The following is a 22,959-nucleotide window of genomic DNA, read 5'->3' as shown; positions in this document are numbered from 1 at the left end:
GTCCTTTAAACTTTCTTTATATAAACTTAAAAAAATCTTCATAAATATTTCATATCCTCTTTAAATAGTAGTATTATCATTCCACGTGTGTTGAATGTGCATTTAATCGGAGATTCTCTTATATTTTCTCCAAATAACATAATTTATAACTGTGTTTCTGGACTATTTCATCCCGATGTAGAAGATCTCTTCACAGCAAGAAATTTGAACCCGCTTTTGAGAATGTTAGAAGGGAGGGAAAGTGGGAATGGAATTATAGATCCAAGACCAAATTCTGGGAGCCCTGTATTTGAAAATGTAGACAATTTGCCTGAAGATGGCTTTTTTGAAAGTGTAGATTTTGTCGGTGCTTTTGGTGAGGAATTGTGGTTAAAAGGTTGGTCGTGGCTTGACAATGCGAGAAGATTACCTGCTGAAAATAGTATAGATTTTGAGAAAGAAGTTTTTATAGATGAATTTCGAATTTTAAGCATATATCCCAATCCTTTTAATCCGACGGCGAAAATTAAGTTTAAAATGGATAAACAGAGCTTTGTTGTCGGAGAGATTTTCGACCTATCAGGGAGATTGTTAAAAAGGGTTTTTTCTGAAAATTATCCCAGAGGAATACACATCAAGAGTATAGAGGTAGATGATTTATCATCGGGTATTTATATATTTAGAATTAGCAATGGTCATAGGTATAGTTTCCAGAAGATATCTATTATTAAATAAGTTTAGCAAGAAGTTGTTTAAAGGGAGAAGGCTTTTTAATAGCCTTTCCCCCTATATTTTTTATTGAATATTGAAAGTTAAATGGTTATTATTTAATTATTGAGAAGGTTGTCAATATGGATAGGAAGAAAATTTTAATCGTGGATGATGAGAAAGACTTGAGGAATATTTTAAGTTATAATCTAACAATGAGCGGATATGAAGTTTTAGAAGCATCAAACGGCCTGGATGCTATAAAATTGATGGAAACCGAGGGAATTGATATGGTTATTCTTGATATTATGATGCCAGGTAAAGATGGGTATGAAGTATGTCGAGAGATAAGGGAAAGGGGTTATAAAGTTCCTATAATCTTTTTAACTGCAAAAGATACGGAATTTGACGAGGTACTTGGTCTTGAACTGGGTGCTGATGATTATGTGAAAAAACCTTTTGGAGTAAATTCTCTGATAAGCAGAGTGAAGTCGATTTTTAGAAGGATTGAAGATAATAAAAAGAAGAGTGTGGAAAAGATAATAAAATATGCCGGGTTAGAAATTGACCTTGAGGGCCACCTCGTTCGGATTGATGGAAAAAAGGTTGAGTTTCCCAAGAAAGAGTTTGAACTTCTGGCATTTCTTGCATCAAATCCAGGTAAGGTGTACCCCAGAGAAGTGCTGCTTGAAAAAATATGGAGAGGAGATGTCTATGTAATTGATAGAACGGTAGATGTTCATATAGGCAGAATAAGAAAAAAATTGGGTAGATACAGTGATTATATACAGACTATAGTGGGGGTAGGATATAAATTTCGTACGGATTTGTGATGAAGATAAGAAATAAAATTGCCTGCACAATTTTAACAACTAATATCATTACAATTATTATCATTGCACTTCTGGTGGCATTTACAGCAAGAAATTTTATAATAAAACAAATTCAGGAGAGTCTTGAAAATTATGTTCTCCTTTTTATTGAAGGCTATGGAGAACATCAGAGTATAAAAGATTACTGCGATGGATTTAGGAAAACTACGGGATGTCGAATGACTTTTATTGATTCGACTGGCAGGGTAATATACGATACTGATGTTGCTGATGATAGTATACCTTTAATGGATAATCATATAAACAGGCCGGAAGTTGTTCAGTCAAATTCAGAAGTATTCGGTAGTTCAATAAGATATAGCAATACATTAAAAATAGATCTTTTATATGTTTCAAAAAAGTTTCAAATAAATGGTAATAAATATTATATAAGAATCTCCAAACCATTATCTGAAATAGTCATTTTACATAAAAGAATTAACAACATTATTATTTACTCTAGTATAATTGCATTTTTACTTAGTATTATGATAGGTTTTTTCCTGTCTTCTACTATTTCAAATCCTATTAAAAAAATAGTCAATGCGGCGTCAAAAATTAAAGAAGGTGAGTATGGTTTACAAATCGATATAAATACAAAAGATGAAGTTGGTAAGCTGGCAAACTCATTAAATGTACTATCAAAAACAATCAAGAAGGATAAAGATGATAGAGATAAAATTGAGAAGGCTCGTACTGATTTTTTTAGTAATGTGACTCATGAACTCAAGACACCAGTTAGTATAATAGTGGGTTATCTTGAAACAATTACCGAAGCGATAAATCATGGTGATTATGAAACTGCGAAAAGTTTTATCAGCAAGGCATTAAAAAATGTATTGAGGTTGAGTGACCTTATAAATGATTTGATGCAGATATCCCGAATAGAATCAGGTGAGATGCGAATGAATTTTGAATATTTTGATATAAAAAATTTGATTGAAGATATGATAAGTAACTTTCAGGCTAAGGCTGATGAAAAAGGTCTTAAAGTTGAAATTGATTTTGATCCCGAAGAGAGTTATATGGTTTATTGTGATAGGTTAAGAATAAGTCAGGTTATGGAAAATCTATTATCCAACGCGATTAGATATACAGATAGAGGCAGGGTAAAGGTAAAATTATATAAAAAAGAAGATGGAAAAATTGGTGTAAGTGTCATAGATACAGGTATCGGTATTCCTGGAGATGATATTCAGAGAATTTTTGAAAGATTTTACAGGGTAGATAAAACAAGAAGTCGTGAGACAGGTGGCACTGGGCTTGGCCTTACCATCGTAAAGCACATTCTTGAAGCTCATGGTAGCAAGATAAATGTTAAAAGTACCGTTGGTAAGGGCTCAGAGTTTAGTTTTACACTGAGGGGTGGGTAGTTTTTATATTTCAAGTTACTGGGGATAATTTTTTGAGATAGTGTCAATAATTTTGTATAAAAATGGAAATTGAATAATAGATATGAAATTTGATAAACATAAAGGAGTAGCACCGTATAAGCGTTTTGATGATATGGGGGTATATAGGAATGGATACAGTGATAGGAATTTTTTAAAACGATTGGGGGAAATGGGAATAAGGTTACCGAGGGATAGAGAGGGTAATTTTTCTACGGAATTATTCAGTCGATATTAGCAAAATGAGGAGGCATTGCTATTAGCACTGTCGGGGTTATATTTTGAGGGAGTAATCTATATAGTCAGTTGCGATAAACAGAAATAGCAGATGCAACCCTATATATCAATTCTAGATCCCATGTGATTGCCATTCCAATAGCCTGGAGAAAAACTGTAACATTTTTAGTTCCTCTCGCTACACCTTGTAAACACTCATTTCACTAATGGTATTCTTGTATTCCCAAATAACCATTCTCTGGTGAATTATTCCCCATCTGTGAAATTTTTTTTTCTAACGTCATACGAGAGATTAAACTTTTTACCTTAGCTTCAATTGGTAAATTAGGATTCTCATAAGGTTACATTACCCCATTTTTATTCCAATCAATCCAATTATTTTGGGAAATTTTAACGGGTTTAACCTGAGTAATTAAAAAAGTACCTAAACCTTTAAGAATACCGTCAAACATTCGCTAATTTTTTCATAGCGGTACCCCCAGTATTACTCTTCAAAATATACATTATCTTTTTCCAATTGTTTTCTTAAAGCAAAATATTTTAACTCGCGTGAGCCAATATTTTTCTTTGAAATCAAAGCGGCTGCTGTCCCGGCAGCTTGCCCTTGTGCCATACAGCTAACCGTATTGCGAGTTGACATGTGTGCACGAAAATCAGATGTGACCATCATACCCGCTGCGTAAAGATTTTCTATCCCCTTAACACAAAGTGCTCTATAAGGAAAACCATATGTGCCGCCATCCTTAATTAGAAAACGTGGTGCAAGATCATGAAAACCGTAAACAAATACATCATCATCGAAATGGCGACCTTCAATCACATCTTCGTGGGTGATATCATAATCACAGACAATATGCCTGCCTCGTCGTATACAAAGAGATGGACTTGTTCGGGCTATAAAAGATTTTTCAAAACCAGGAATATATTCTTTTAGGAGCTCGGCAGCCTTGAACATACGCTCGCGAAACTCCATCTCTGCTTTGGCTACATCATCACGATTAATAACACTGCCAGGGAATTTATAATTACACTTAATGAACATCAGGTAATTATCATGTACGGTAGTGGTTATCATAGCCACGCCAACATTCTTTGCTTTCTCCGCAAACTCCGGAATTTTTTTATCTAATTGACTACCACCCACTCGGACTAATTTATTTTTCTCTCCGCTGCGAGTACCATAACAAATCTGACCAAGTGCGTCATATGATTCTAGAAATCTGTATAAATCATCGATCGAAGCATTAGCCAAACCAAAGCTGTGACAACTGGCATAATCATTGGGTACTGTAAACTCTGCTCCAGCATAGGCACTGAGATCACCATAGCCAGTACAATCAACAAAACTCTTTGCCATAAATACTTCTCGACCAGAACGACTTTCAACAATCACTCCCTGGACACGAGAACCCTTCACTATTGCACCAGTAAGAAGAGTATTGACCGCAACAAAAACCCCTGCTTCTCTCAGCATTCGAAAAGCCAATAGTTTGTAAAGTTCAGTATCAACTGCCGTGCAGACAGAATCGTAGTTCCGGCCCGTTTTCATTTCTGGAAATCCAGAGCAACCCCCTATTTCAGTCAGCCTATCAATAAATTCGGCAGGAATTCCCTGTACCACCTTGCGCTTCTTACATCCCGGGAATGCTGTGTAAAGATTGTAAAAACTATGAAGAGCTGTACCGCCTTCAACAGCTATACCACCACAATATCCTTTAGACTCGATCAGTGCCGTTTTAGCACCTTGTCGTCCCGCGGCTATAGCTGCAAAAACACCTGCTGTACCACCCCCTGCTACAACTACATCAAATTTCCTAACAGGTAATTTTTTCGGCGGTTCCATGTAGAAGTCCTCTTGCGATTCCGAAGTTTTCACCAGGCTCCGGGCTAAACCTGCCTTTCCGCCCAACCCTAGTAATACAACGCTTTTCAAAAACTCTTTTCTGTTCATAGTTCCTCCTTTCAATTTGTCTTTATCAATCAAAAAGGTAACCCCCAAGCTTGCCTCAGGGTTACCTTTGATTATACTCTGATATTTATTTTATAAGCAACATTTTCTTAACCTATCGTGACTTTGTTAAGATTAAACAAACAGTCTGGCTAGTCCAACCTTTTGATATGAAATAAGTTATCTCTGCAATTTTAGCTATGTTTTCGCCCATATATTCATAACAGTAATTTGCTTTATATTTGGTACTCAACTGTCTGTAAAAGCGAAAAATTATCTCTGCAAGCAAATGGATAGGACCGTAATATGGATATTCCCGGAAACGAAAATGAATCACAACGATGTATATAAAGATTGATCTTTAATCTTTTTAACTGTTCAAGGGCAAATTGATCAAATAATCTCTCAATGAGGTAAAAGCCTGTTTATGTACAATATCTGGCTATATCATTCTGAAAATCAAAAATGAACGGTTCCGTAAACGGTGTTCTAAGAAGATTATTAAAATCCAGGACAACCCTGGTCTTAATTCCGAAGTCAAGGTGGCTTATTATCTCGTTGTTCAAAGTATCCCTTTGGGATGTGTTCAACATTTTTTTCTTTCAGCAAAAGAACCCCCATCATAACGTAGCATAGAGCATTAGCTCTCCTCTTTTGTCAAAATATAACAGAACTTAAGGGATCAAATGTGGACCCATCAATTTTGGGAAAAATGGTATGATAAAAAGCCATCTCTTCAGATTATTCCAATTCTGTATATTTCCTTTATTACAAACGCGATTAAATCTTAACAAGGTTACATAAATGTTTTTTTCTCTGGTTTTTCTTGAATATTCTAGCCTAATCATAAAAATAATAGCATATTATATTTGCTGGTGAAGAATTTAATGCAAGTAAATATGACCATAGTTCCTTTATTTATTAATTAAGCGCAAAGGCTCAATGCAGAATGCAGAATGCAAATTGGAAAATGCAAAATCGCCTTTTGTCAGATTTGGCTTTTGTACTCAAAATGTAGACAGAAATAAATTTGACTTTTGCATTTTGCAATCTTCATTTTGCAATTGCCGTAAGGCTATCTTACCCTTTGGCGACTTCGTTAATACAAGACGTTAAGCGCAAAGGCTCAATGCAGAATGCAGAATGCAAATTGAAAAATGCAAAATCGCCTTTTGTCAGATTTGGCTTTTGTACTCAAAATGTAGACAGAAATAAATTTGACTTTTGCACTTTGCAATCTTCATTTTGCAATTGCCGTAAGGCTATCTTACCCTTCGGTAAATTGCCTTCGGCGACTTCGTGAATACAAAACGTTATTATCTGTAACATAAATCCAGTACTTAAATAGCGCTTTAAAATATTTTTTATGAGTGAGTCCATACCTTGTAACTGGACTCACACTATAAAAGGTAACTCGAACACAAAATTAATACCAATTTAACGTATTTTGTCTGGGATAAATTTCAACCATTTTATCCTGAAAAGCCTTTCATTACCTTTTCCTTTAAATCTAAGATAAACATCATGCCTGCCTGTTACTTTTTTTACCTTTGCTGAAAAGGTTTTATAATTTTCCCAACCTCCAGTGTTTCTAATCTTACATATTCCTATTTTATTTCCTGTATCTATTGAATCAAGCCATACTTCAACAATACCTCCGTCAGTGGCACTTGATGCAATAATTTGTATTGATTTTGGTAATATTCCATATTCTTTATTTCTAAATTCAACACCAGCATATAGTGTCCAGTCATCATTATGAATACTTTCGAGTGGATATATCTTATCAGACTTAGTATTTGCACTGGTACCGTACTGGTTAGCCGGGCATGAAGCCATTATAGGAGTATAGGCATCGCGGTATATATAAAGATCGAAATATGCGGCCCTACCCTGGACGTATAAACCTTGCCTAGTTCCTTCCCAAACCCAAAAGTTTGGATCGGTATATGAATCGATCGCAATTATATCTACACTTTTACCAACTTGTTTCCAATCCCTTCCATTACTGCTATAATACCCAATTATTTTATGATTGTTCCTAACCATTTTTAGCCATACTATATTTTCCACAGTGTTTTCCACTTCATATCTAATATTATCATAACTAAAGACTACTACTTTATGTCCATTTTCATTTATTGAACTAAATAATTTCACATACTTTGTTTCATCACCTCTTATAATTATAAGACCAGCTTCATCATTTGCTGACGATGGGCAGAAGTCGACACGGGTTATTAGCGAATAATTATGTTCTCTATCTCCCTTAATAACCATATTCCATCTGGTTCTACTCTTTGGAGATAGTCGTAACCATCCAGGTCGATCAGTAAGTGAATATGTATTTTCAGGGGTGTATCCTAAAAATGACCATTCAGGGTTCAATTTATCTGATGTAAAAAAATCGGATTTAGGCACCATCCATGGGATTCCACTACTTGGCAAATTTGGTGCAGTGAATGGTTTATTAACAGGGTAATCAGCTATGGGCTTACCATTAGAATCATAATGAACTTGATTTAAAAGAGTTGCTCGTCCTTGTCCTCTCCATTCGCTGGCTTTAGGATAAACCGGATGTAGTAGCCAAAATGTGCTATCATTGAGCATAACTACCTGTGAGCAGTGATTAGACTCAAAAAAGAGCGAAGTTGCTTTGTCAGGATCATTAACGTTAAACAAATCACCCAGCATTTCCCATGAATCCTTATCATCAGTAAGTGTTTTACTCCTCATTACCTTTTGTCCTCCCGCTACATTAAGAGCAAAGGAATAATAGTAATAACCATTATATTTCCACATTACGGGTCCTTCAGCCCAACTATAAGGAAAATCAGGGGCAGGATTTATCCATCTCAAATCGTAAACTGCACCAGAAGGCTGTCCGTCTTCTCCCAATTCTACAATCCAATTATTAACCTGTCCGTTTTTTACTAGTAAGTACCATTTGCCATCATCATCAATAAAAATTGAGTTATCATAGCCTAATCCAGGTACACTTGGAGGGCATTTCATTACCGTTGGTAAGGACCATGGTCCTTCTGGTTTATCAGCAGTTGTAAAATAAAATTTATCCCTATGACTGAAAAAATACCAGTATTTGTTATTATAATATACCATTTGACCTCCAACACAACCTGGGCCTGGAGCATCTCCATATCCGGGCCATGCTGCGCTTACCGGCTGGGCAATTGCTTCCCAATGAACTAAGTCTGTTGAATGATAAATAACCGGTGTAGGATTATAAGACGAAGAGGAGGTATAGAAATCATTTCCAACTTTTGTTAATGAACAATCTGGATGATCTCCTGGAATTACAGGGTTGGTATAGGTTTTAAAAGATGGAGACCTTCCAAAACTCAGTTGAAACAGTATTAAGCAATTAATTGATGCAAGACATAGTATTTTTAATCTTTTCATGACTTTCATCCCTTTTATATACAAGTTAAAAAGCTGCTTTCTTAATTTAATAAAAAAAAAGATAATGGGGTCTGCTAAATTTTCGGTTGAAGTTTTATTGTAAAGCAAGGAAGGTATCCCCAGAGTATTAACATGAAGTAAGTACCTATGCAATTTAAAACTTTCATAGAAAACCTAACTTTTAGAGATTTTATTATGCAAGTATTTTCTAAAATTAGACCAAGATTAATCGAGATTCTGGAAGAATGCTTAGGAAATGAACTAATTAAGCAGAGATATAAAATCATAGGATATAGACCTTATCAAAGGACATACATAAAAGGATGAGGATATGCATTTTAGGAAATATATTGCACTCCTTTGTTGATATTAACTAATGTAAGGTTACCCATTATGTAAGAAACGAATAAGTAGGTACATTTCTTCATAGAAAGTCATATTCATTACAAGTGATTTCATTAATGATGTTATTCTTGCTCATGCCATGAACATGTTTATTCGAAAGCTAACTATTTGGTTTAAGCCAGGATTAAAAGAAGTGGCCAGATTTACAATTTTATCAAATTATAAAATTTATGCTTTTCTTTAGGATAGGTTAAGACATATAATGAAATATTACAAAAGTCCAAGTTAAAAATAGAACAAAATTGTTCACCTTTTTATCTCTACTTAGCAATTTTAATAGAATAATTTTTATTGGTCTTGTTTATTTATTGATTTTAAATAGTATTTTTTATATAATTAACTAAGGATTGGAGGATAAAGAAATGAAGAGGAAGTCAATACTAATACTTATTTTAAGTATGTACATCATAGTATTTTCTAATCCCATTCCTTTCGATTTTTACTCCATTAATGAAATCTTTTTTAGAGGAAGTGGTTCATGGGATACAGAAATACTTTATGGGCGCATAGCTGAACTCAATGTGGACTATTTCCCGGACACAATTTACATAAGCAACGGTCAAAAATCAGCACTGTTCCCACTCAATAGAGAAAAATTTATTTATTGCGATACCTCTATATATGAATACGATGAAAAATATTTGATATATTTGTATATTCTTCACTCAGAGGACTTTGGCGATACAATAAAATTGATTCCAGATAGTGGTAGTGTAAAAATATCACTAGAACCACCTTTTCACTATACTGTCTTCGTAAACTGGGGAACAGAAAAATCTTTAATTGGAAGTCCTCCAGATGGATATTCTATAAGCAGTTATTATACTTCACCTGCCAGTGGAATGGAATGTATCTGCTATGATAAAACTCCAACTATTGGCTCTTTTAATGATACACTTGGAACTCTTGCTACAATGACTGGATTCATAATCGATAAAAATGGTGATACCATCTCTTCTGGGAATTACAAACTGGACACACCTATTCACCTCAGAGAAGACAAAAGTTATGTTACTAGAATAATTGCCGGAAAAGCGTATTTCTCTTTTATCCACGCTATGAATGATAGCATCTATAATATACCAATTGAACCACTAAGCATCCATACCTACCCTGATTCTACGGTAGAATGTAATATATACCTTAAAGAAGGCAACTCCGTAGAGGTAAGTTCCCTAACCAGCAAAATTTTCAAATAAAGTCTATTGCTTATCCTAACCCCTTTAATTCAATAGTTAATTTTTATATCTCTATGCCACAAGGATTCAAAAATGGTGAAGGCAAACTGTCTATATATAACTCTCTTGGTCAACTGGTAAAAACAATCCAAATAAGATATAGGCATTATCTAACCTGGGATGGTAAAAATGAGATCGGGAAGACTGTTAATTCGGGAGTTTATTACTACACAATCAGTTATGAAAACAAGATTTTTTATAGGGGTTCAATTGTCTTTCTGAAATAATTTCAATGCGCTTTATAATTCCAGTATTTATCATCATCTTTCAAATTACACCTTGTGTCTATTCCCAGAGTATTGACTTTTTCAAGGAAGACATAAGTTTTATATTAGTTGGAGATACGCTGCATGTAAAAGGAGAGTATTACTTTTCTAATAATTCCTCAAGACCTGCAATGACATTACTTTTCTTCCCCATTAAGGACTTTTTAAAAAGCACAATCAGAGAAAGTATCACAGTATTCAATTTAAAAGAGAAAAAATATGTTAAGGTAACTACAAGAAATAAAGGTGGTATTTTATTCCCTTTATCGATAGAACCGTGCGATACATCAATTTATTATATTGAATACTCTCAGAAAATCCAGTCTGACACTCTGCATTATTACCTTACCACAACAGCAAAATGGAATAAACCTTTATTGGAAGCTATATATAGACTTATTATTAGCAAAAATGTAAACATAAGAAGTTTTTCTTTCGATCCAGATACGATATTTGCTAAAGGAAATTTCAAAATATATTTATGGGAAAAACACAATTTTATGCCTTCAAAGGATTTTGTGGTAATTCTTCAAAAGTGAAAAAACAAAATACTGACTTCACTAATTTCACATCTCCCTAGGGGTAATTTTTCTACGGAATTATTCAGTCGATATTAGCAAAATGAGGAGGCATTGCTATTAGCACTATCGGGGTTATATTTTGAGGGAGTAATCTATATAGTCAGTTGCGATAAGTAGAAGTTTCCCTGGTATAATCTGGCAGAGGTGTCAGACACATTTCATAAGAAATTTCGTAAGCAAATTTTCACGAAGGGAGGTAAAGAGATATATATGTTGGTTAGAGGATGTATTCAGGGCACCAGATATAGATGAGGCACAGCGAAGGAAGTCTTTATTGATAGAGAAGTTAGAGAGAGATGGAAGGTATCGCATAGCAGAATGGGTAGATGAAGAGATAGATTATTGTTTTGGAGTATATGGGATAAGTGAGAGGGATCGTATAAGGATGAAAAGTACAAATATGTTAGAGAGATTAAACCAGGAGATAAAGAGGAGAACGAGAGTTGTCAGGATATTTCCTAATGATAAATCCTGTTTGAGGTTAGTGGGGATGATATGCATGGAGTATAGTGAGCATTGGCAGAGTGGAAGAAGGTATTTGAACGTGGGAGATAGCAAATTTGACGAAATATTAAATATGAAGCTGGAGGTTTGTGATGCAGTGTAATCTTCATTCCACTATGTTCCATTACGATTACACCGCATGCTTAGTGATGAGGTGGGTGAATTTACACAACATTTTTGACTTAACTCGATCTATGTACTCTTAATTCAATAATCTTAATCAGATTCATCGGCTATTAGCTGTATTTTTATTATTAGAAACTACTGTCATCGTTACACAGAAATCGACTTCTAAATTCGTCTATTTCGATTTTCCCAAGTCCAAGTATATACATAAGTTCCCCTGTATCTGAGAAATCAAGCCTTTCTTTAGGATTGTAGTATTCGAATGCTGCTTCCCATATTTTACCGAAGTTCGGATTTTTACAAGCAGTCTTTACAAAAGCTTCATCACCTCCTTTGATATTCAGGTAAGCATTTGCATCATCAATTCTGATATAATTGGTATATTCTCTTACGTAGGCAAGAGCAGAATCAGTAGTCTGCTCCTCATTCCAGCTTGAATGTTGTACAACATGTATTCGTCTTTTTGTGTTTATCTCTGGTGCCAGTTTACGGATTCTTCGAACGACCTCTGCAGTGATATCTGATTGTCCTCCTTCCTTTACCCATACATCCCCGCCAGCTTTTAGTATTTTTGCCCAACGTTCTACCAGTTGGGCAATTACTTTTTTGCGATTATCGTGCCCCGCTAGCCATCCACCACAGTCATTCCAAACTGCATCCATTACAACATTAGACTGTATATTGAACATTTCCGCATTCTTACCATATGTTCCAGAAACGGGAACAACATGCTTTTTTATCCACTCTTTTCCGAACATAGATTGCAGTATTGTTCGATCTGCTGCCGCACTTTGACCATCATCTTTATCGGGTGCGTGGTCGTAGTGAAGCGACAACAAATCTTTCTCTGGATTGAACTTCCTCATACTATTTTCACAGTATTGGTGTTGGAAAACGTATATGACAAGAAGCAACACAGATATTGTAGACTTAAATATTAGATTTTTCATTTCTGCTTTACCCTATCACATTAGTTTACTGAACATCAAATTTGGTTAAATTTTTTAAAATTATCAATTTAAAATAACTATTGGGTTGGGAAAGTTCATACACATGGTGGTACAGTAGAATTGATTAAATTAAGGGTAATGAGTGATGAGAACATAGCCCGTAGACAGACTATGCTCTGTGAGATTATTGAAAAAGGAATCACAGATAAGGAGAAAAAACATGACCTATCCCGATTAGGGCTCCTACGGATAGTATCATAGCAAATAACAAACTAAAAGACAATCCCAATGATCCCTGTGGGAGAAAATATTATACAATTTCAGAGGGAAAATTGTTGCCCAAGGGTTTCCCGCGGAAAAAGATACTATAAAATCAGATCATACAGAAAAACAGCCTGTGAGTTCGGTGTAAATGTAAAAACTGTGCTGAAGTGGGTGAAAAGATATCAATATATGGGACTTTCTGGTTTAAGAGATTTACCTCAAAGCCCCAAATCTTATCAGAAACAAACTCTCACAGGGAAAGAATGAGTTAATAGTGAAGTTAAGAAAGATAATCCGTAGGATCCCTAATCGGGACTGGATTCGGGGCAAGAAGGTTGAAAATAGTTTTGACAGTTTCCAGGTCCTTTTCCAGTTTCTTGATGATGGCTTTCTCTAGTTTAATGATAAATACCTTCGTTTGTTAAACGGTTAAACATAACTCAAAGGAGGTATTTACAAAAGTCAGAAAAAGTAAGAAAGATATTTTATTTATCCCATTTACTCAAAAATTGGGGCACCTTCCTTATAATGCAGTGTAATCTTCATTCCACTATGTTCCATTACGATTACACCGCATGCTTAGTGATGAGGCGGGTGAATTTACACAACATTTTTGACATGACTTAATTTTTTTGTTGGTAAAAAATATTACAATTATAAATTAATATATGTCAGTAAAGTGAAAGATAATTAGAGTTGGGAAAATTTTATTATTAAAAAAGAGGAGTTCGCTATGGTTAAGAAAAAACTATTTATTGCTATCTTTATTATGTTTGTACTTGTGATATTTTCAGGATGTTCGAGTACAGGGATGTATGTAACCATGAATCAGACCCATGTTGAACTTAGTAAACCAAATTTTAAAATAAAGGCAGTTAATGTCGGGGGAGAAGCAGAAATAAGTTATATTATAGGTGTGAGCTATTCCATTGGAGCAATAACAGAGTGTCTTGGATTGATTGGGATGGGAGACATTGGGTCATTATATACTACAGCTATCAATAACCTTTGGAAAAATTATGAAAAAAAGTATGGCCCTATTATAAATCAAAAGTTAGCGCTAACAAATGTCCGATATGATACTGATATATTGAATTTAGGAGTATATACTCGCTTAAAACTTAAGGTTTGTGCTGATGTGATTGAATTTAGTGAATAGGTTATATCGTAAATTATATATACTTAAACATAATATTTACAATTTATCTTATAACAATTATATTCATCATTTAATAAACTTAAATTTTAGACTTCTGCTTCTATATAATATGTTTAACTAATTTTCTGTACAGTTCATTCAAATGGTATACTGTTGAGAAGGTTAGGAGAATTGATAGAGATAAGAATGATTAAGAGGGTAACAGACGAGAGATTGATAGGGTAGAGAAAAATAGTGGAAGGAGATGTTACAGGTTTGAAAGAGAGAATTGTAAAAGAGGGTCCTCCCTTTTGAGATTTACTGGAAAAATTGTGTATTACATTAGAATTTATCTTAGTTATCAGAGAGCTTTATATAGAAAACTTGTTTAAGTTCATAGGTTTGACTTTTATAGGGACAAGTTTAGTCAACAAATTATCATGGGCTTTTAGATAAATTGAGGGTACCGGAATGCAACTAAAGGAAGATACCCTATCTGAGGAAGTGTCAAGAATCTTATGTAAACTGAAAAAAGAAGGAGAGATTTCTCAATGGGATTTTAAAAGACACTCACATCGACATTTTTAACTTATGTAAATACCTTCCGGAATTATATGATTAAACATAGTTAACGGGGGCATGGAAAATGAAGTTGGAGAGAGCTATTATTGATCAACTTGAGAGTAATTTAAGAGATTTTAGAACAATTGATGATTTAGTGGGTAAAAATGGTCTTATTAAGAGACTGGTAAAGAAACTTATTGATCAGCTTTTACAGGAGGAACTTATATATAATTTTAGGTTATGAACTTACAATAAGTGAGGTAACAAAACGACGAATTATCGTAATGGTAGCAGCAGCGAGCAGCCGAAAAGTGAATTTGGCAAGGTTGACATTGAAGTTCAACGGGATAGGCACGGAGAATTTGAGCCAGTTTTGATACCCAAATATCAGCGAGAATTTAGTGAATTGGAGGGCAAGATTCTTTCTTTATACGCGAAAGGGATTGTTCGTGATATACAAGAGCATTTACAAGAGTTTTACGGATTGGAAGTATCAGCTTCTTTTAAAGGACTACAACCTATGATATTTATATCTATTAGCTTTGGGTAATGTTATTGTTATTGTCTTAGCGGAGCCGACGGGGCTCTCTCGAAGAGATCCCTATGGGAGAACCCGCAACCTCCGGTGTGGTTATTTTTTAAGGTATAATATATACGTATAGTGTTAAGGATATTCATTTAAGAAATAGCGGAGCCGACGGGGCTCTCTCGAAGAGATCCCTAAGGGAGAACCCGCAACCTCCGGTGTGTTTATTTTTTGGGGTATAATATATACGTATAGTGTTAAGGATATTCACTTAAGAAATAGCGGAGCCGACGGGGCTCGAACCCGCAACCTCCGGCGTGACAGGCCGGCGCTCTAACCGGTTGAACTACGGCTCCATTAAAAAGCGAAGCAAATTTAAATATTTTAAAAAGCTTGAGCAAGGTATAATTAGTCTCCATTTTTTAGGTTTATTTATCCTAAAATCCTACTTATTAATCGATAAAAATTATCTCTTCTCTCTCTTTACCGGTCGAAACTATTTTAATTGGAACTGATAGCAGTTCTTCTATCTTTTTTATGTAATTTATTGTCTCTGCTGGTAGTTTATCAAACTCTTTTATTTGCTTAATGGACTTTTTCCACCCAGGAAGTGAGATATATACTGGTTTGGCATCTTCTAAATAGACCTCAGGGTATCGACCATTTTCATAGTGGGTACATATTTTTATTTCATCAAGTTCATCGAGCACATCCAGTTTTGTTAAAGCGATGTAATCAACCCCATTAACTTTAACGGCAAATCTTGCTAGTTCAGCATCGAACCATCCGCACCGACGTTTCCTTCTTGTAGTGGCTCCGAATTCGTAGCCTTTTTGCTGTAAATATTCCCCGTATTCATTTAACTGCTCTGTGGGAAATGGACCAGCACCAACCCTTGTGTTATAAGCCTTAAATACTCCTATAATTTTGTCAATATCCTTTGGCGAGATTCCAAGTCCTGCACAAATATTTCCCGATATTGTGTTTGAAGAAGTTACAAAAGGATAGGAGCCATGGTCTATATCAAGAAGTGTGCCCTGAGCACCTTCAAGTAAAATGTTACTCCCATTTTCAATGTGTTTATGAATAATACTAAATGTATCAGCTGCAAGGTGTTTTATCTGTTCACAGCTTTCAAAAAACGGCTCAAGTTCTTTTTGAATACCCTCTATATCCTCGTTGGAAATATTATCTAATAGTTTTAAATAATCCAGCTGGTTCTGGACCTTTTCCCTTAGATTTTCCCTGTTTTTCAGATCTCTCACCCTAATTCCACATCTCTTGATTTTATCGGTATAGGCTGGGCCAATGCCCCTTTTTGTTGTGCCAATTGCTCTGTTACCTGCCTTATTTTCCCAATATGCATCCAGAAATTTATGTATAGGAGTGACTATATGAGCATTTAAAGAAAGGAATAATCTTCCTGTTGTATTTATACCAATAGTTTCAACATCTTTTATTTCTCTAACGAGATTGACAGGATCGATTACCATACCGTTTCCGAGGATACATGTAATGCTCTTTCTAAGGATACCACTGGGGATCTGGTGAAGAATTATCTCTTTATCTTTAATTTGTATTGTATGACCGGCGTTTGAGCCACCCTGAAACCTTGCAACTATATCTGCGTCACAGGAGAGATAATCAATAATCTTTCCTTTACCCTCATCACCCCACTGTCCACCGATAACGGCTGTTACTGGCATTATTACTTTCTTTTCTTCGCTTTAAATCTGTTATAAAAATAGATAACAACTGGTGAGGCAATATATATCGAAGAATATGTACCAACCATGACTCCACATATCATCGCTATTGAAAATACTTTTATCTCACCAGGCGCGAAGGATAGAACAAAGACCGCAATAAATGTTGTAAATGAAGTTATAATTGTTCTGCTTAACGTGTCGTTTAAACTTTTATTTATAACATTTGGAAGTGTTTCACGTTTTAAGAGTCTAATGTTTTCGCGTATTCGGTCATAAATTACAATTGTATCATTTAGAGAATATCCAACAATTGTGAGGAATGCTGCCACTGTTGATAGTGAAATTTCCAGCTGTGTCAGAGAGAAAATACCGAGCGTAAAAAGTACATCATGCGCAAGAGCAACGACGGCACCTATTGCATATCTTACCTGGAATCTAATCGTAATATATACCCCAATTACGAAAAGAGCTGAGATTATTGCCAGTAAAGCCTTTTTTCTGAGCTCTTTTCCAATTTTCGGACCTACCTGGTCAGCTTTTCGTATTTCAAACTTATTATTTTCTATTTTCGATAAAATTTCCGATATCTTTTCTCTTATATTTTCTGAGCCTTGTGGTTTCTCAAGCCTTATGATAAATTCATTTGTTTCATTTGATTTTTGAATTATTGCATCTCCAAGATTGTTTTCAGAAAAAATCGATCTTATTTCTGCAGTTGTTATTGGATTTTCAAATCGTACCTGAACCAGCACTCCACCTTTGAAATCAATTCCATAGTTCAACCCACGCACGAAGAAAACTGAAATGACAGAGATTGTTAGGAATGAAAGAGAAATGATAGCGGCAATTCGACTGTATTTTAAAAAGTTGATATTGGTAGTTTTTAATAATCTCATATTTATCCCTACTTTATATGCTTAATGATTTTAACACTCTTTTCTCGGTTATATAATTAAATATAGTTCTGGTTACGAATATCGCGGTGAATAAGCTAGATAGTATACCCCAAAATAGTGTTACTGCGAATCCTTTGATCGGGCCTGTTCCGAATTGCATTAGAATAAGAGCAGTAAGTAGTGTCGTAATATTGGCATCCAATATTGCAGAGAGGGCTCTGGCATAGCCGCTGTCTATTGCAGATCTTACTGTCTTACCTCTATCGAGCTCTTCTCTTATTCTTTCAAATATTAGTACATTTGCATCTACAGCCATTCCTACAGTCAGTATCAAACCAGCTATACCAGGAAATGTCAGAGTGGCTTTGAAAGCGCTCATAATAGCAAGTACAAAGACGAGGTTTAAAAGCAATGCCAGGTCTGCTAAGAGCCCAGAAAGTTTATAATAAAAAGTCATAAAAATTATTACTATTACAAAGGCAATTATACCAAGTTTTACACCCATATTAATCGAATCACGCCCTAAGGATGGTCCAACAGTCCTTTCCTCAATTATATCAACAGGAGCTGGAAGTGCACCGGCCCTTAATACGATTGCTATGTCCTTTGCCTCATTCATACCTTCGAGACCTTCAATGACAGATGCACCATTTGCTATTTTTGTCCTAATGACAGGTGCGATATAAACCTTATCATCGAGCACTATTGCCAATCTCTTACCAATATTTGATCCAGTAACTCTTGCCCAGATTCTTGCCCCTTCAGAATTCATGTTTAGATTTACTACAGGTTGCCCTGCGGTTTGTGTACCGCTTCCTCCGATAGTTGCTCTGGCATCGGTAATGTATTTGCCCTGCATTGCTGCTTCCCGATCAACGTGATAAAGTAGATAAAAATTAGAAGTGGTACCATCTGCAAGAGTCAGTCTTTCGGGTTTTGCAGACCACAAAATTTTTGAATCGTATGGTAATAATTTTTGCACTTCTGGATCGCTAAGAATTCTTTTAACTACAGGGACGTTTTTCTCAGGTACACCAATCATACCTCCGACATTTCTTAAGAGAGATGAGAAAGGTCTCTCACCGAGCAGCTCCTGATCAACAATGACAGTTGTGTCTGCTGTATCGGTTAGGGTTTCTTCAGCAAGTGGTGTTTTTCCGAGCAGTTCCGAGACAGAGATAGCTTTTTCCTTTGCCTCTTTTAATTCAATTTCCGTAGTATCTATTGCTTTTGATGTATCTATGGATACATCTTCTTTTTTCCCTGTTTTTAAATAGTTATCGACGGCTTCGATGAATTTTTGAGTGATAGAGGGATCTTTTAATAAATAAAATTCAAGGAGTGCAGTGCTCTGTATAATCTTTCTTGCTCTTTCGGGATCCTGAACTCCGGCAAGTTCGACAATTATCCTGTATTGCCCCGCTCTTTGAATTGTCGGTTCTGATACCCCAAACTGGTCAACACGATTACGAATAATTTCGAGGGCTCTTGATACAGCATCTTTTGCTTCATTTCTGAGGTTATCTATGATTTCGTTGTTCTTGAAACCTCTGTTTGTAAAATGCCTAATAAGCCTTAAATTTTTCTCGTTGGCTTTATTCAAAAGTATGTCAAAGAAATCTCTTTCTGTTGCTTTGTATTCCTCAGTTGCCTTATTTAATGCGTCATAGAATTCAGGTGTTTTATTGGTAGCAATGCTTTCAATCAATTTTGGCAGATTCAATTCAAGAACAATGTGCATCCCACCCTGTAGATCAAGTCCCATTTTCATTGATCGATCTATGAACTTGTCCAGTTTTCCTTCTGCCTGTAGTTTTTCCTTTTTAGATTCATCCATCGTATGGTAGGCAATCGTCCAGTAAAGGGAATATGAAGCCAGTAGCAGTAATATTCCTATTATAATGAATCTGATAGTTGTTTTTCTAAACATAATATTATCACCCTCTATATTTTAAAGCCTTCGAATTTAATTTTACACTCTGCTAATGTCAATCTAAATCTGGTAACTTTTCTAAACTTACTGTAATCTTAAAAATGCTTTTGCGACTTCCTTTGCTCCACGGGTCACGACGATTGGATAGACTTTCCCCATTCCGTATAATGAGTATTTTTTCCAGTAAAGATTGCCGGTATCTATAAGATATCCTCTATCCTCGCCGGTATTGTATTTGACGTTTGGTACAAATCCTTTTAGATTTACAGTCAGAGATGTACTTTCCATACCATCAATCAATACATTTATAATTCTTAATTTGTCTCCTCTATGTATTTTCAAGGTGTCATTCTGAAAGAACAGCTGTTTTTTACCATTAACCTCGGTTAAAAAGACCACATAATCGGTCCTCATTTCGTTTACATTTATCCCCACCTCGCCAATGTTAAAATTATCCTTCCTGAAAATTATCTTCGTTGTTTGTGTTATTTCAAAATCTTTCATGTAGTCCTGCTCGCTACCAACATTTAAGATATCACACGTCAGTCCTCTTTTGTAGTTGGATTCAATATGCGTTACTTTGATATTATCACCTTTGTATAGATTTAACACTGAGCCATCAATCACCATATTTGGGAATCTGTCATTGACAACTATCATAGCATAAATCAGTCTTGGTGGTTCATAAAGAATTGCCGGATGTTCAGGTTCTACACCCATAAGGTTTAAAAACTCATTTATAACGTAATTGTGATACCTTATTTTAAGTTCCAGGTCCTTAAGGTTTTTGGAGGTCTCGATTCCAAAAGCAGGTATATTATAATTTGTCAGAGCAAAAAATGTAGCTGACTTTCGCTGATCAGCGAATGGTGTATTCGGTTCGTTTGTCCTTGTATTCATAAAATGGAAGTGGTGTTCTGGATTAATTATTTTTTTGTTTACCTTTTCGATAACAGTATCTGCCATTTTCTTAAGAGATATTGTATCACCGTTTTCTTTTACATAAAAATCTGCATCTGCAATGACCGACTGTCCGAATCTATATGGATTTCTCATCTCATCAATATACTCGTCCCTGTAGAATCCCCATCCATCGTGAAGATTTAAAAATAGATCAGACTCGGACATGAACTGCTTTATTAGATTGACAATCTGGTCATCTACATCCTTAGGTTTATTATTCTGGAATTTTCTATTCATATCTCCATTTACGCCTCTTTTATTCAGAATTATGGAATGAAAATTTGCACGCGGTATGATAATCAAATTTCCCTTTTCAAGAACAAGGTCTGGATAAAGATCAGCTGATAGAAAACCACCCGGCTCGTCGCCTTGGATACCACCCAGGATAAATACTGTTTTCCCATCCTGTCTGCCATATAGTTTATAGACATTGAGTTCATTGGGAGTATTTTTAAAATAAACCAGGTGTTCTTTATAGGGTCTAATCTTTTTTTCTGCACGTATTACGCAGTTGAAAAGTAAAATGATTATGGCAGAAATTATTATTTTATTCTTTCCCATTTTTCCTCGATTATCTTAAAGCTATTAGGTTTACCTTTCAAAATTAGAATTTTTCGCCCTATGTCGGAATATGATTTGGATTTATACCTCTGTATAAAAGTTACCTTCCAGATAAATTTCTCAGGTGATACAATATTTAAATTTGTTGCTGAAATATCAATCCGTCTTGCCTTTTCAAAAATTCTTTTTTTATAATTATACCATTCGTTAAGGTTCATTTCTCCAGCTTTAAAGCTGGTATCGTAGAATGTGATGTATTTTTCAATATCTTTTGACTCCCATGCGGCAATCCACTCTTTTACAAATTTATTCACTATATCCTTTATGTAAACCTGAGGCTCTATTGGGCTGAAATCCTCATTTACAATTTTCCATCCATTTTCTTCGGGTATCATACGAATTGTTTTTATCCCTGTTGAGTAAAATTTAGGACAGATGAATTCCTGATAGAATTCTGCCTGAGTCTCATATTTTGTCTGGTATACTAGGGCTTCACCAATTTCTATATGTTTCCAGTTGTATATTCTTTCCAGGTACCTTTTGTATTTTTTGAATTGTTTAAAGTTGTGGAATTTCTTTGTTCGAAATTTGTCTGAGTAGTATCTGAAATAACTGGCGGTATCTTTTTCCCAGCTTTCAGCCCATGATGATAGATACTTATTCCAGTTATTTGTGATGTTCTGATATTTTTCTTCATTTACAATATGTATTGTATCCTGGATAAGAACAAGTGTTTTGTTTAATTTAATGTATTTCGATAATCTTAATATTGAATGGTTATGCAGTGAAATACAGCCTTTTGTTTGATAGTTTGTAATCTCTTTGTCCCGTCCATGAATCCATATATTCGATCCTGTCCTACCATATATTCTATCTACAAAGTTTGGATAATCGAGAATATAAGCAATAGGACCATACAATGGAGGCAACTGATTACCGGGTATACTACCTATGATGCGATAGATTCCTTCTGGAGTCTTATTATCTCCTTCACGTTCTTTATTCCCATTATTTTTACCGGTAGTTACTCTGAAAGAGTCGACAAAGGCAAGAGGTGAATCAAGGTAACTTTTCACCACAAATAGATATTGTTTGGATTTATCAACTACGATTATCTCATCGGTGGAATCCTTACTAATATTTACGATATTCTGAAAATATATGGATTTATTGGATGGAAAAGTGAAATTCTGTGTTTGCAGTATAATATTTATAGCGACAAATATTGAAAACTTTATTTTCATTATCTCGCTGAGATCAATCACGTAATTTCTTACTTTTATTTATAATTAGCAAAATATGAATTAGGTTCACTGTTTCTAACCGTTTTTTATTAATGAGAGTTTTTAATGTATGGTTAAGAGCTATATTAAAAATTATTTTTAAAAATGATTTTTGGTTCAATTACCATGTGTTTTAAATATATGACCGCTAAACGTATTAATAACCTGTAACAAATGCCCGAAATGCTTGTTAGGGAAGACAATTATGGCAATGTTATGCCTTTCGAAATTACGAGTACATTTTCCTTAGCGAAAAATCGTTGAATAATACCCTTATTTATACCATTGGAATTTGAATTGGATGCGTATTATGAATAGCAATGTTATAGGTAAACTATTTCTCTATTTACTTTTTTCTTTTTTTATTCTCTCAATCAATCCTATAAATCCGGGGATTACCAGAACCGTTGTAATAAAACACATTCCAACACCGATAAACAACGCCATTCCAAACATACCCCATGCGGGGAAAACTGAGAATACCATTGATCCAAAAG

At 34.9% G+C, this 22,959-nt stretch carries 19 protein-coding genes, 1 tRNA gene and 1 pseudogene; 12 read left to right on the top strand and 9 right to left on the bottom strand.

The genetic code is table 11. The annotated features are described in order from the left end of the window. Positions 1–96 precede the first annotated feature (96 nt). From H0Z29_11075 to H0Z29_11060, 4 genes are all read left to right on the top strand, one after another. Entirely contained in the window at positions 97–714 is a 618-nt protein-coding gene (locus tag H0Z29_11075) for a T9SS type A sorting domain-containing protein (GenBank protein MBO8132033.1), read from the top strand. A gap of 116 nt (positions 715–830) precedes the next feature. Beyond that, positions 831–1,520, top strand: a complete 690-nt coding sequence (locus H0Z29_11070) for a response regulator transcription factor (GenBank protein ID MBO8132032.1) — start codon at positions 831–833, stop codon at positions 1,518–1,520. Beyond that, entirely contained in the window at positions 1,520–2,932 is a 1,413-nt protein-coding gene (locus tag H0Z29_11065; protein MBO8132031.1) for a HAMP domain-containing protein, read from the top strand. The genes H0Z29_11070 and H0Z29_11065 overlap by 1 nt, the downstream gene beginning before the upstream one ends. 82 nt (positions 2,933–3,014) lie before the next feature. Further along, positions 3,015–3,188: a transposase gene (locus tag H0Z29_11060; GenBank protein ID MBO8132030.1), complete on the top strand. Its 174-nt coding sequence runs from the start codon at positions 3,015–3,017 to the stop codon at positions 3,186–3,188. A 483-nt stretch (positions 3,189–3,671) separates the two neighbouring features. On the opposite strand, the gene H0Z29_11055 is transcribed toward H0Z29_11060, so the two are convergent. Both H0Z29_11055 and H0Z29_11050 read right to left on the bottom strand, forming a co-directional pair. Further along, positions 3,672–5,138, bottom strand: coding sequence for an FAD-dependent oxidoreductase (locus H0Z29_11055; GenBank protein MBO8132029.1), 1,467 nt, complete (start codon positions 5,136–5,138; stop codon positions 3,672–3,674). A gap of 1,434 nt (positions 5,139–6,572) precedes the next feature. After that, positions 6,573–8,555 carry a family 43 glycosylhydrolase gene (locus H0Z29_11050; protein MBO8132028.1) on the bottom strand — a complete coding sequence of 661 codons (1,983 nt, stop codon included), beginning with the start codon at positions 8,553–8,555 and terminating at the stop codon, positions 6,573–6,575. A gap of 767 nt (positions 8,556–9,322) precedes the next feature. Between H0Z29_11050 and H0Z29_11045 the strand changes: the two genes are divergently transcribed. The 4 genes from H0Z29_11045 to H0Z29_11030 all read left to right on the top strand — a co-directional run bounded on the left by H0Z29_11045 (position 9,323) and on the right by H0Z29_11030 (position 11,652). Next, entirely contained in the window at positions 9,323–10,159 is an 837-nt protein-coding gene (locus tag H0Z29_11045; GenBank protein MBO8132027.1) for a hypothetical protein, read from the top strand. 53 nt (positions 10,160–10,212) lie between these two features. Then, positions 10,213–10,425, top strand: a complete 213-nt coding sequence (locus tag H0Z29_11040) for a gliding motility-associated C-terminal domain-containing protein (protein MBO8132026.1) — start codon at positions 10,213–10,215, stop codon at positions 10,423–10,425. A 5-nt stretch (positions 10,426–10,430) separates the two neighbouring features. Further along, on the top strand, positions 10,431–11,003 hold the full coding sequence (locus tag H0Z29_11035) for a DUF4424 family protein (GenBank protein ID MBO8132025.1): 573 nt from the start codon (positions 10,431–10,433) through the stop codon (positions 11,001–11,003). A gap of 151 nt (positions 11,004–11,154) precedes the next feature. Then, positions 11,155–11,652, top strand: a complete 498-nt coding sequence (locus H0Z29_11030) for a transposase (protein ID MBO8132024.1) — start codon at positions 11,155–11,157, stop codon at positions 11,650–11,652. 151 nt (positions 11,653–11,803) lie between these two features. Here the strand turns inward: H0Z29_11030 and H0Z29_11025 are convergent, their stop codons facing one another. Beyond that, positions 11,804–12,541 carry a hypothetical protein gene (locus H0Z29_11025; protein MBO8132023.1) on the bottom strand — a complete coding sequence of 246 codons (738 nt, stop codon included), beginning with the start codon at positions 12,539–12,541 and terminating at the stop codon, positions 11,804–11,806. Positions 12,542–12,922: 381 nt separating this feature from the next. Between H0Z29_11025 and H0Z29_11020 the strand changes: the two genes are divergently transcribed. The 4 genes and pseudogenes from H0Z29_11020 (at position 12,923) to H0Z29_11005 (ending at position 15,141) form a co-directional block, all read left to right on the top strand. Continuing rightward, positions 12,923–13,156, top strand: a complete 234-nt coding sequence (locus H0Z29_11020) for a helix-turn-helix domain-containing protein (GenBank protein ID MBO8132022.1) — start codon at positions 12,923–12,925, stop codon at positions 13,154–13,156. Between the two features lie 502 nt (positions 13,157–13,658). Then, on the top strand, positions 13,659–14,048 hold the full coding sequence (locus H0Z29_11015) for a hypothetical protein (protein ID MBO8132021.1): 390 nt from the start codon (positions 13,659–13,661) through the stop codon (positions 14,046–14,048). Between the two features lie 625 nt (positions 14,049–14,673). Continuing rightward, complete coding sequence (locus H0Z29_11010; GenBank protein MBO8132020.1) at positions 14,674–14,835, top strand: hypothetical protein; 162 nt, start codon at positions 14,674–14,676, stop codon at positions 14,833–14,835. 24 nt (positions 14,836–14,859) lie between these two features. Next, positions 14,860–15,141: pseudogene (locus H0Z29_11005) on the top strand (transposase). A gap of 258 nt (positions 15,142–15,399) precedes the next feature. Here the strand turns inward: H0Z29_11005 and H0Z29_11000 are convergent. The 6 genes from H0Z29_11000 to H0Z29_10975 all read right to left on the bottom strand — a co-directional run bounded on the left by H0Z29_11000 (position 15,400) and on the right by H0Z29_10975 (position 22,423). Then, positions 15,400–15,473 (bottom strand) — tRNA-Asp (locus H0Z29_11000). 96 nt (positions 15,474–15,569) lie between these two features. After that, positions 15,570–16,823, bottom strand: a complete 1,254-nt coding sequence (locus H0Z29_10995) for an adenylosuccinate synthase (GenBank protein MBO8132019.1) — start codon at positions 16,821–16,823, stop codon at positions 15,570–15,572. A gap of 2 nt (positions 16,824–16,825) precedes the next feature. Continuing rightward, positions 16,826–17,722, bottom strand: coding sequence for a protein translocase subunit SecF (secF, locus tag H0Z29_10990; protein ID MBO8132018.1), 897 nt, complete (start codon positions 17,720–17,722; stop codon positions 16,826–16,828). Positions 17,723–17,735: 13 nt separating this feature from the next. Continuing rightward, the gene (secD, locus tag H0Z29_10985) at positions 17,736–19,652 is read right to left on the bottom strand and encodes a protein translocase subunit SecD (protein ID MBO8132017.1); all 1,917 of its coding nucleotides are present in this window, start codon (positions 19,650–19,652) and stop codon (positions 17,736–17,738) included. Positions 19,653–19,739: 87 nt separating this feature from the next. Further along, positions 19,740–21,179: a hypothetical protein gene (locus H0Z29_10980; protein ID MBO8132016.1), complete on the bottom strand. Its 1,440-nt coding sequence runs from the start codon at positions 21,177–21,179 to the stop codon at positions 19,740–19,742. Beyond that, on the bottom strand, positions 21,161–22,423 hold the full coding sequence (locus H0Z29_10975) for a L,D-transpeptidase family protein (GenBank protein MBO8132015.1): 1,263 nt from the start codon (positions 22,421–22,423) through the stop codon (positions 21,161–21,163). Before H0Z29_10975 ends, H0Z29_10980 begins: the two co-directional genes overlap by 19 nt. Between the last annotated feature and the right edge of the window lie 536 nt (positions 22,424–22,959).

Source organism: Candidatus Neomarinimicrobiota bacterium, from assembly GCA_017656425.1.
GTDB lineage: Bacteria > Fidelibacterota > UBA2242 > UBA2242 > B5-G15 > JACDNV01.
The sequence above is the reverse complement of the archived record's forward strand: the minus strand, read 5'-3'. Positions and strand labels throughout refer to the sequence as shown.

Coding starts and splice junctions, on each gene's coding strand:
- H0Z29_11070 (MBO8132032.1), top strand. CDS start 831: ATGGATAGGAAGAAAATTTTAATCGTGGATGATGAGAAAGACTTGAGG.
- H0Z29_11065 (MBO8132031.1), top strand. CDS start 1,520: ATGAAGATAAGAAATAAAATTGCCTGCACAATTTTAACAACTAATATC.
- H0Z29_11060 (MBO8132030.1), top strand. CDS start 3,015: ATGAAATTTGATAAACATAAAGGAGTAGCACCGTATAAGCGTTTTGAT.
- H0Z29_11055 (MBO8132029.1), bottom strand. CDS start 5,138: ATGAACAGAAAAGAGTTTTTGAAAAGCGTTGTATTACTAGGGTTGGGC.
- H0Z29_11050 (MBO8132028.1), bottom strand. CDS start 8,555: ATGAAAAGATTAAAAATACTATGTCTTGCATCAATTAATTGCTTAATA.
- H0Z29_11045 (MBO8132027.1), top strand. CDS start 9,323: ATGAAGAGGAAGTCAATACTAATACTTATTTTAAGTATGTACATCATA.
- H0Z29_11040 (MBO8132026.1), top strand. CDS start 10,213: ATGCCACAAGGATTCAAAAATGGTGAAGGCAAACTGTCTATATATAAC.
- H0Z29_11035 (MBO8132025.1), top strand. CDS start 10,431: ATGCGCTTTATAATTCCAGTATTTATCATCATCTTTCAAATTACACCT.
- H0Z29_11025 (MBO8132023.1), bottom strand. CDS start 12,541: ATGAGGAAGTTCAATCCAGAGAAAGATTTGTTGTCGCTTCACTACGAC.
- H0Z29_11015 (MBO8132021.1), top strand. CDS start 13,659: ATGTTTGTACTTGTGATATTTTCAGGATGTTCGAGTACAGGGATGTAT.
- H0Z29_11010 (MBO8132020.1), top strand. CDS start 14,674: ATGAAGTTGGAGAGAGCTATTATTGATCAACTTGAGAGTAATTTAAGA.
- H0Z29_10995 (MBO8132019.1), bottom strand. CDS start 16,823: ATGCCAGTAACAGCCGTTATCGGTGGACAGTGGGGTGATGAGGGTAAA.
- secF (MBO8132018.1), bottom strand. CDS start 17,722: ATGAGATTATTAAAAACTACCAATATCAACTTTTTAAAATACAGTCGA.
- secD (MBO8132017.1), bottom strand. CDS start 19,652: ATGTTTAGAAAAACAACTATCAGATTCATTATAATAGGAATATTACTG.
- H0Z29_10980 (MBO8132016.1), bottom strand. CDS start 21,179: ATGGGAAAGAATAAAATAATAATTTCTGCCATAATCATTTTACTTTTC.
- H0Z29_10975 (MBO8132015.1), bottom strand. CDS start 22,423: ATGAAAATAAAGTTTTCAATATTTGTCGCTATAAATATTATACTGCAA.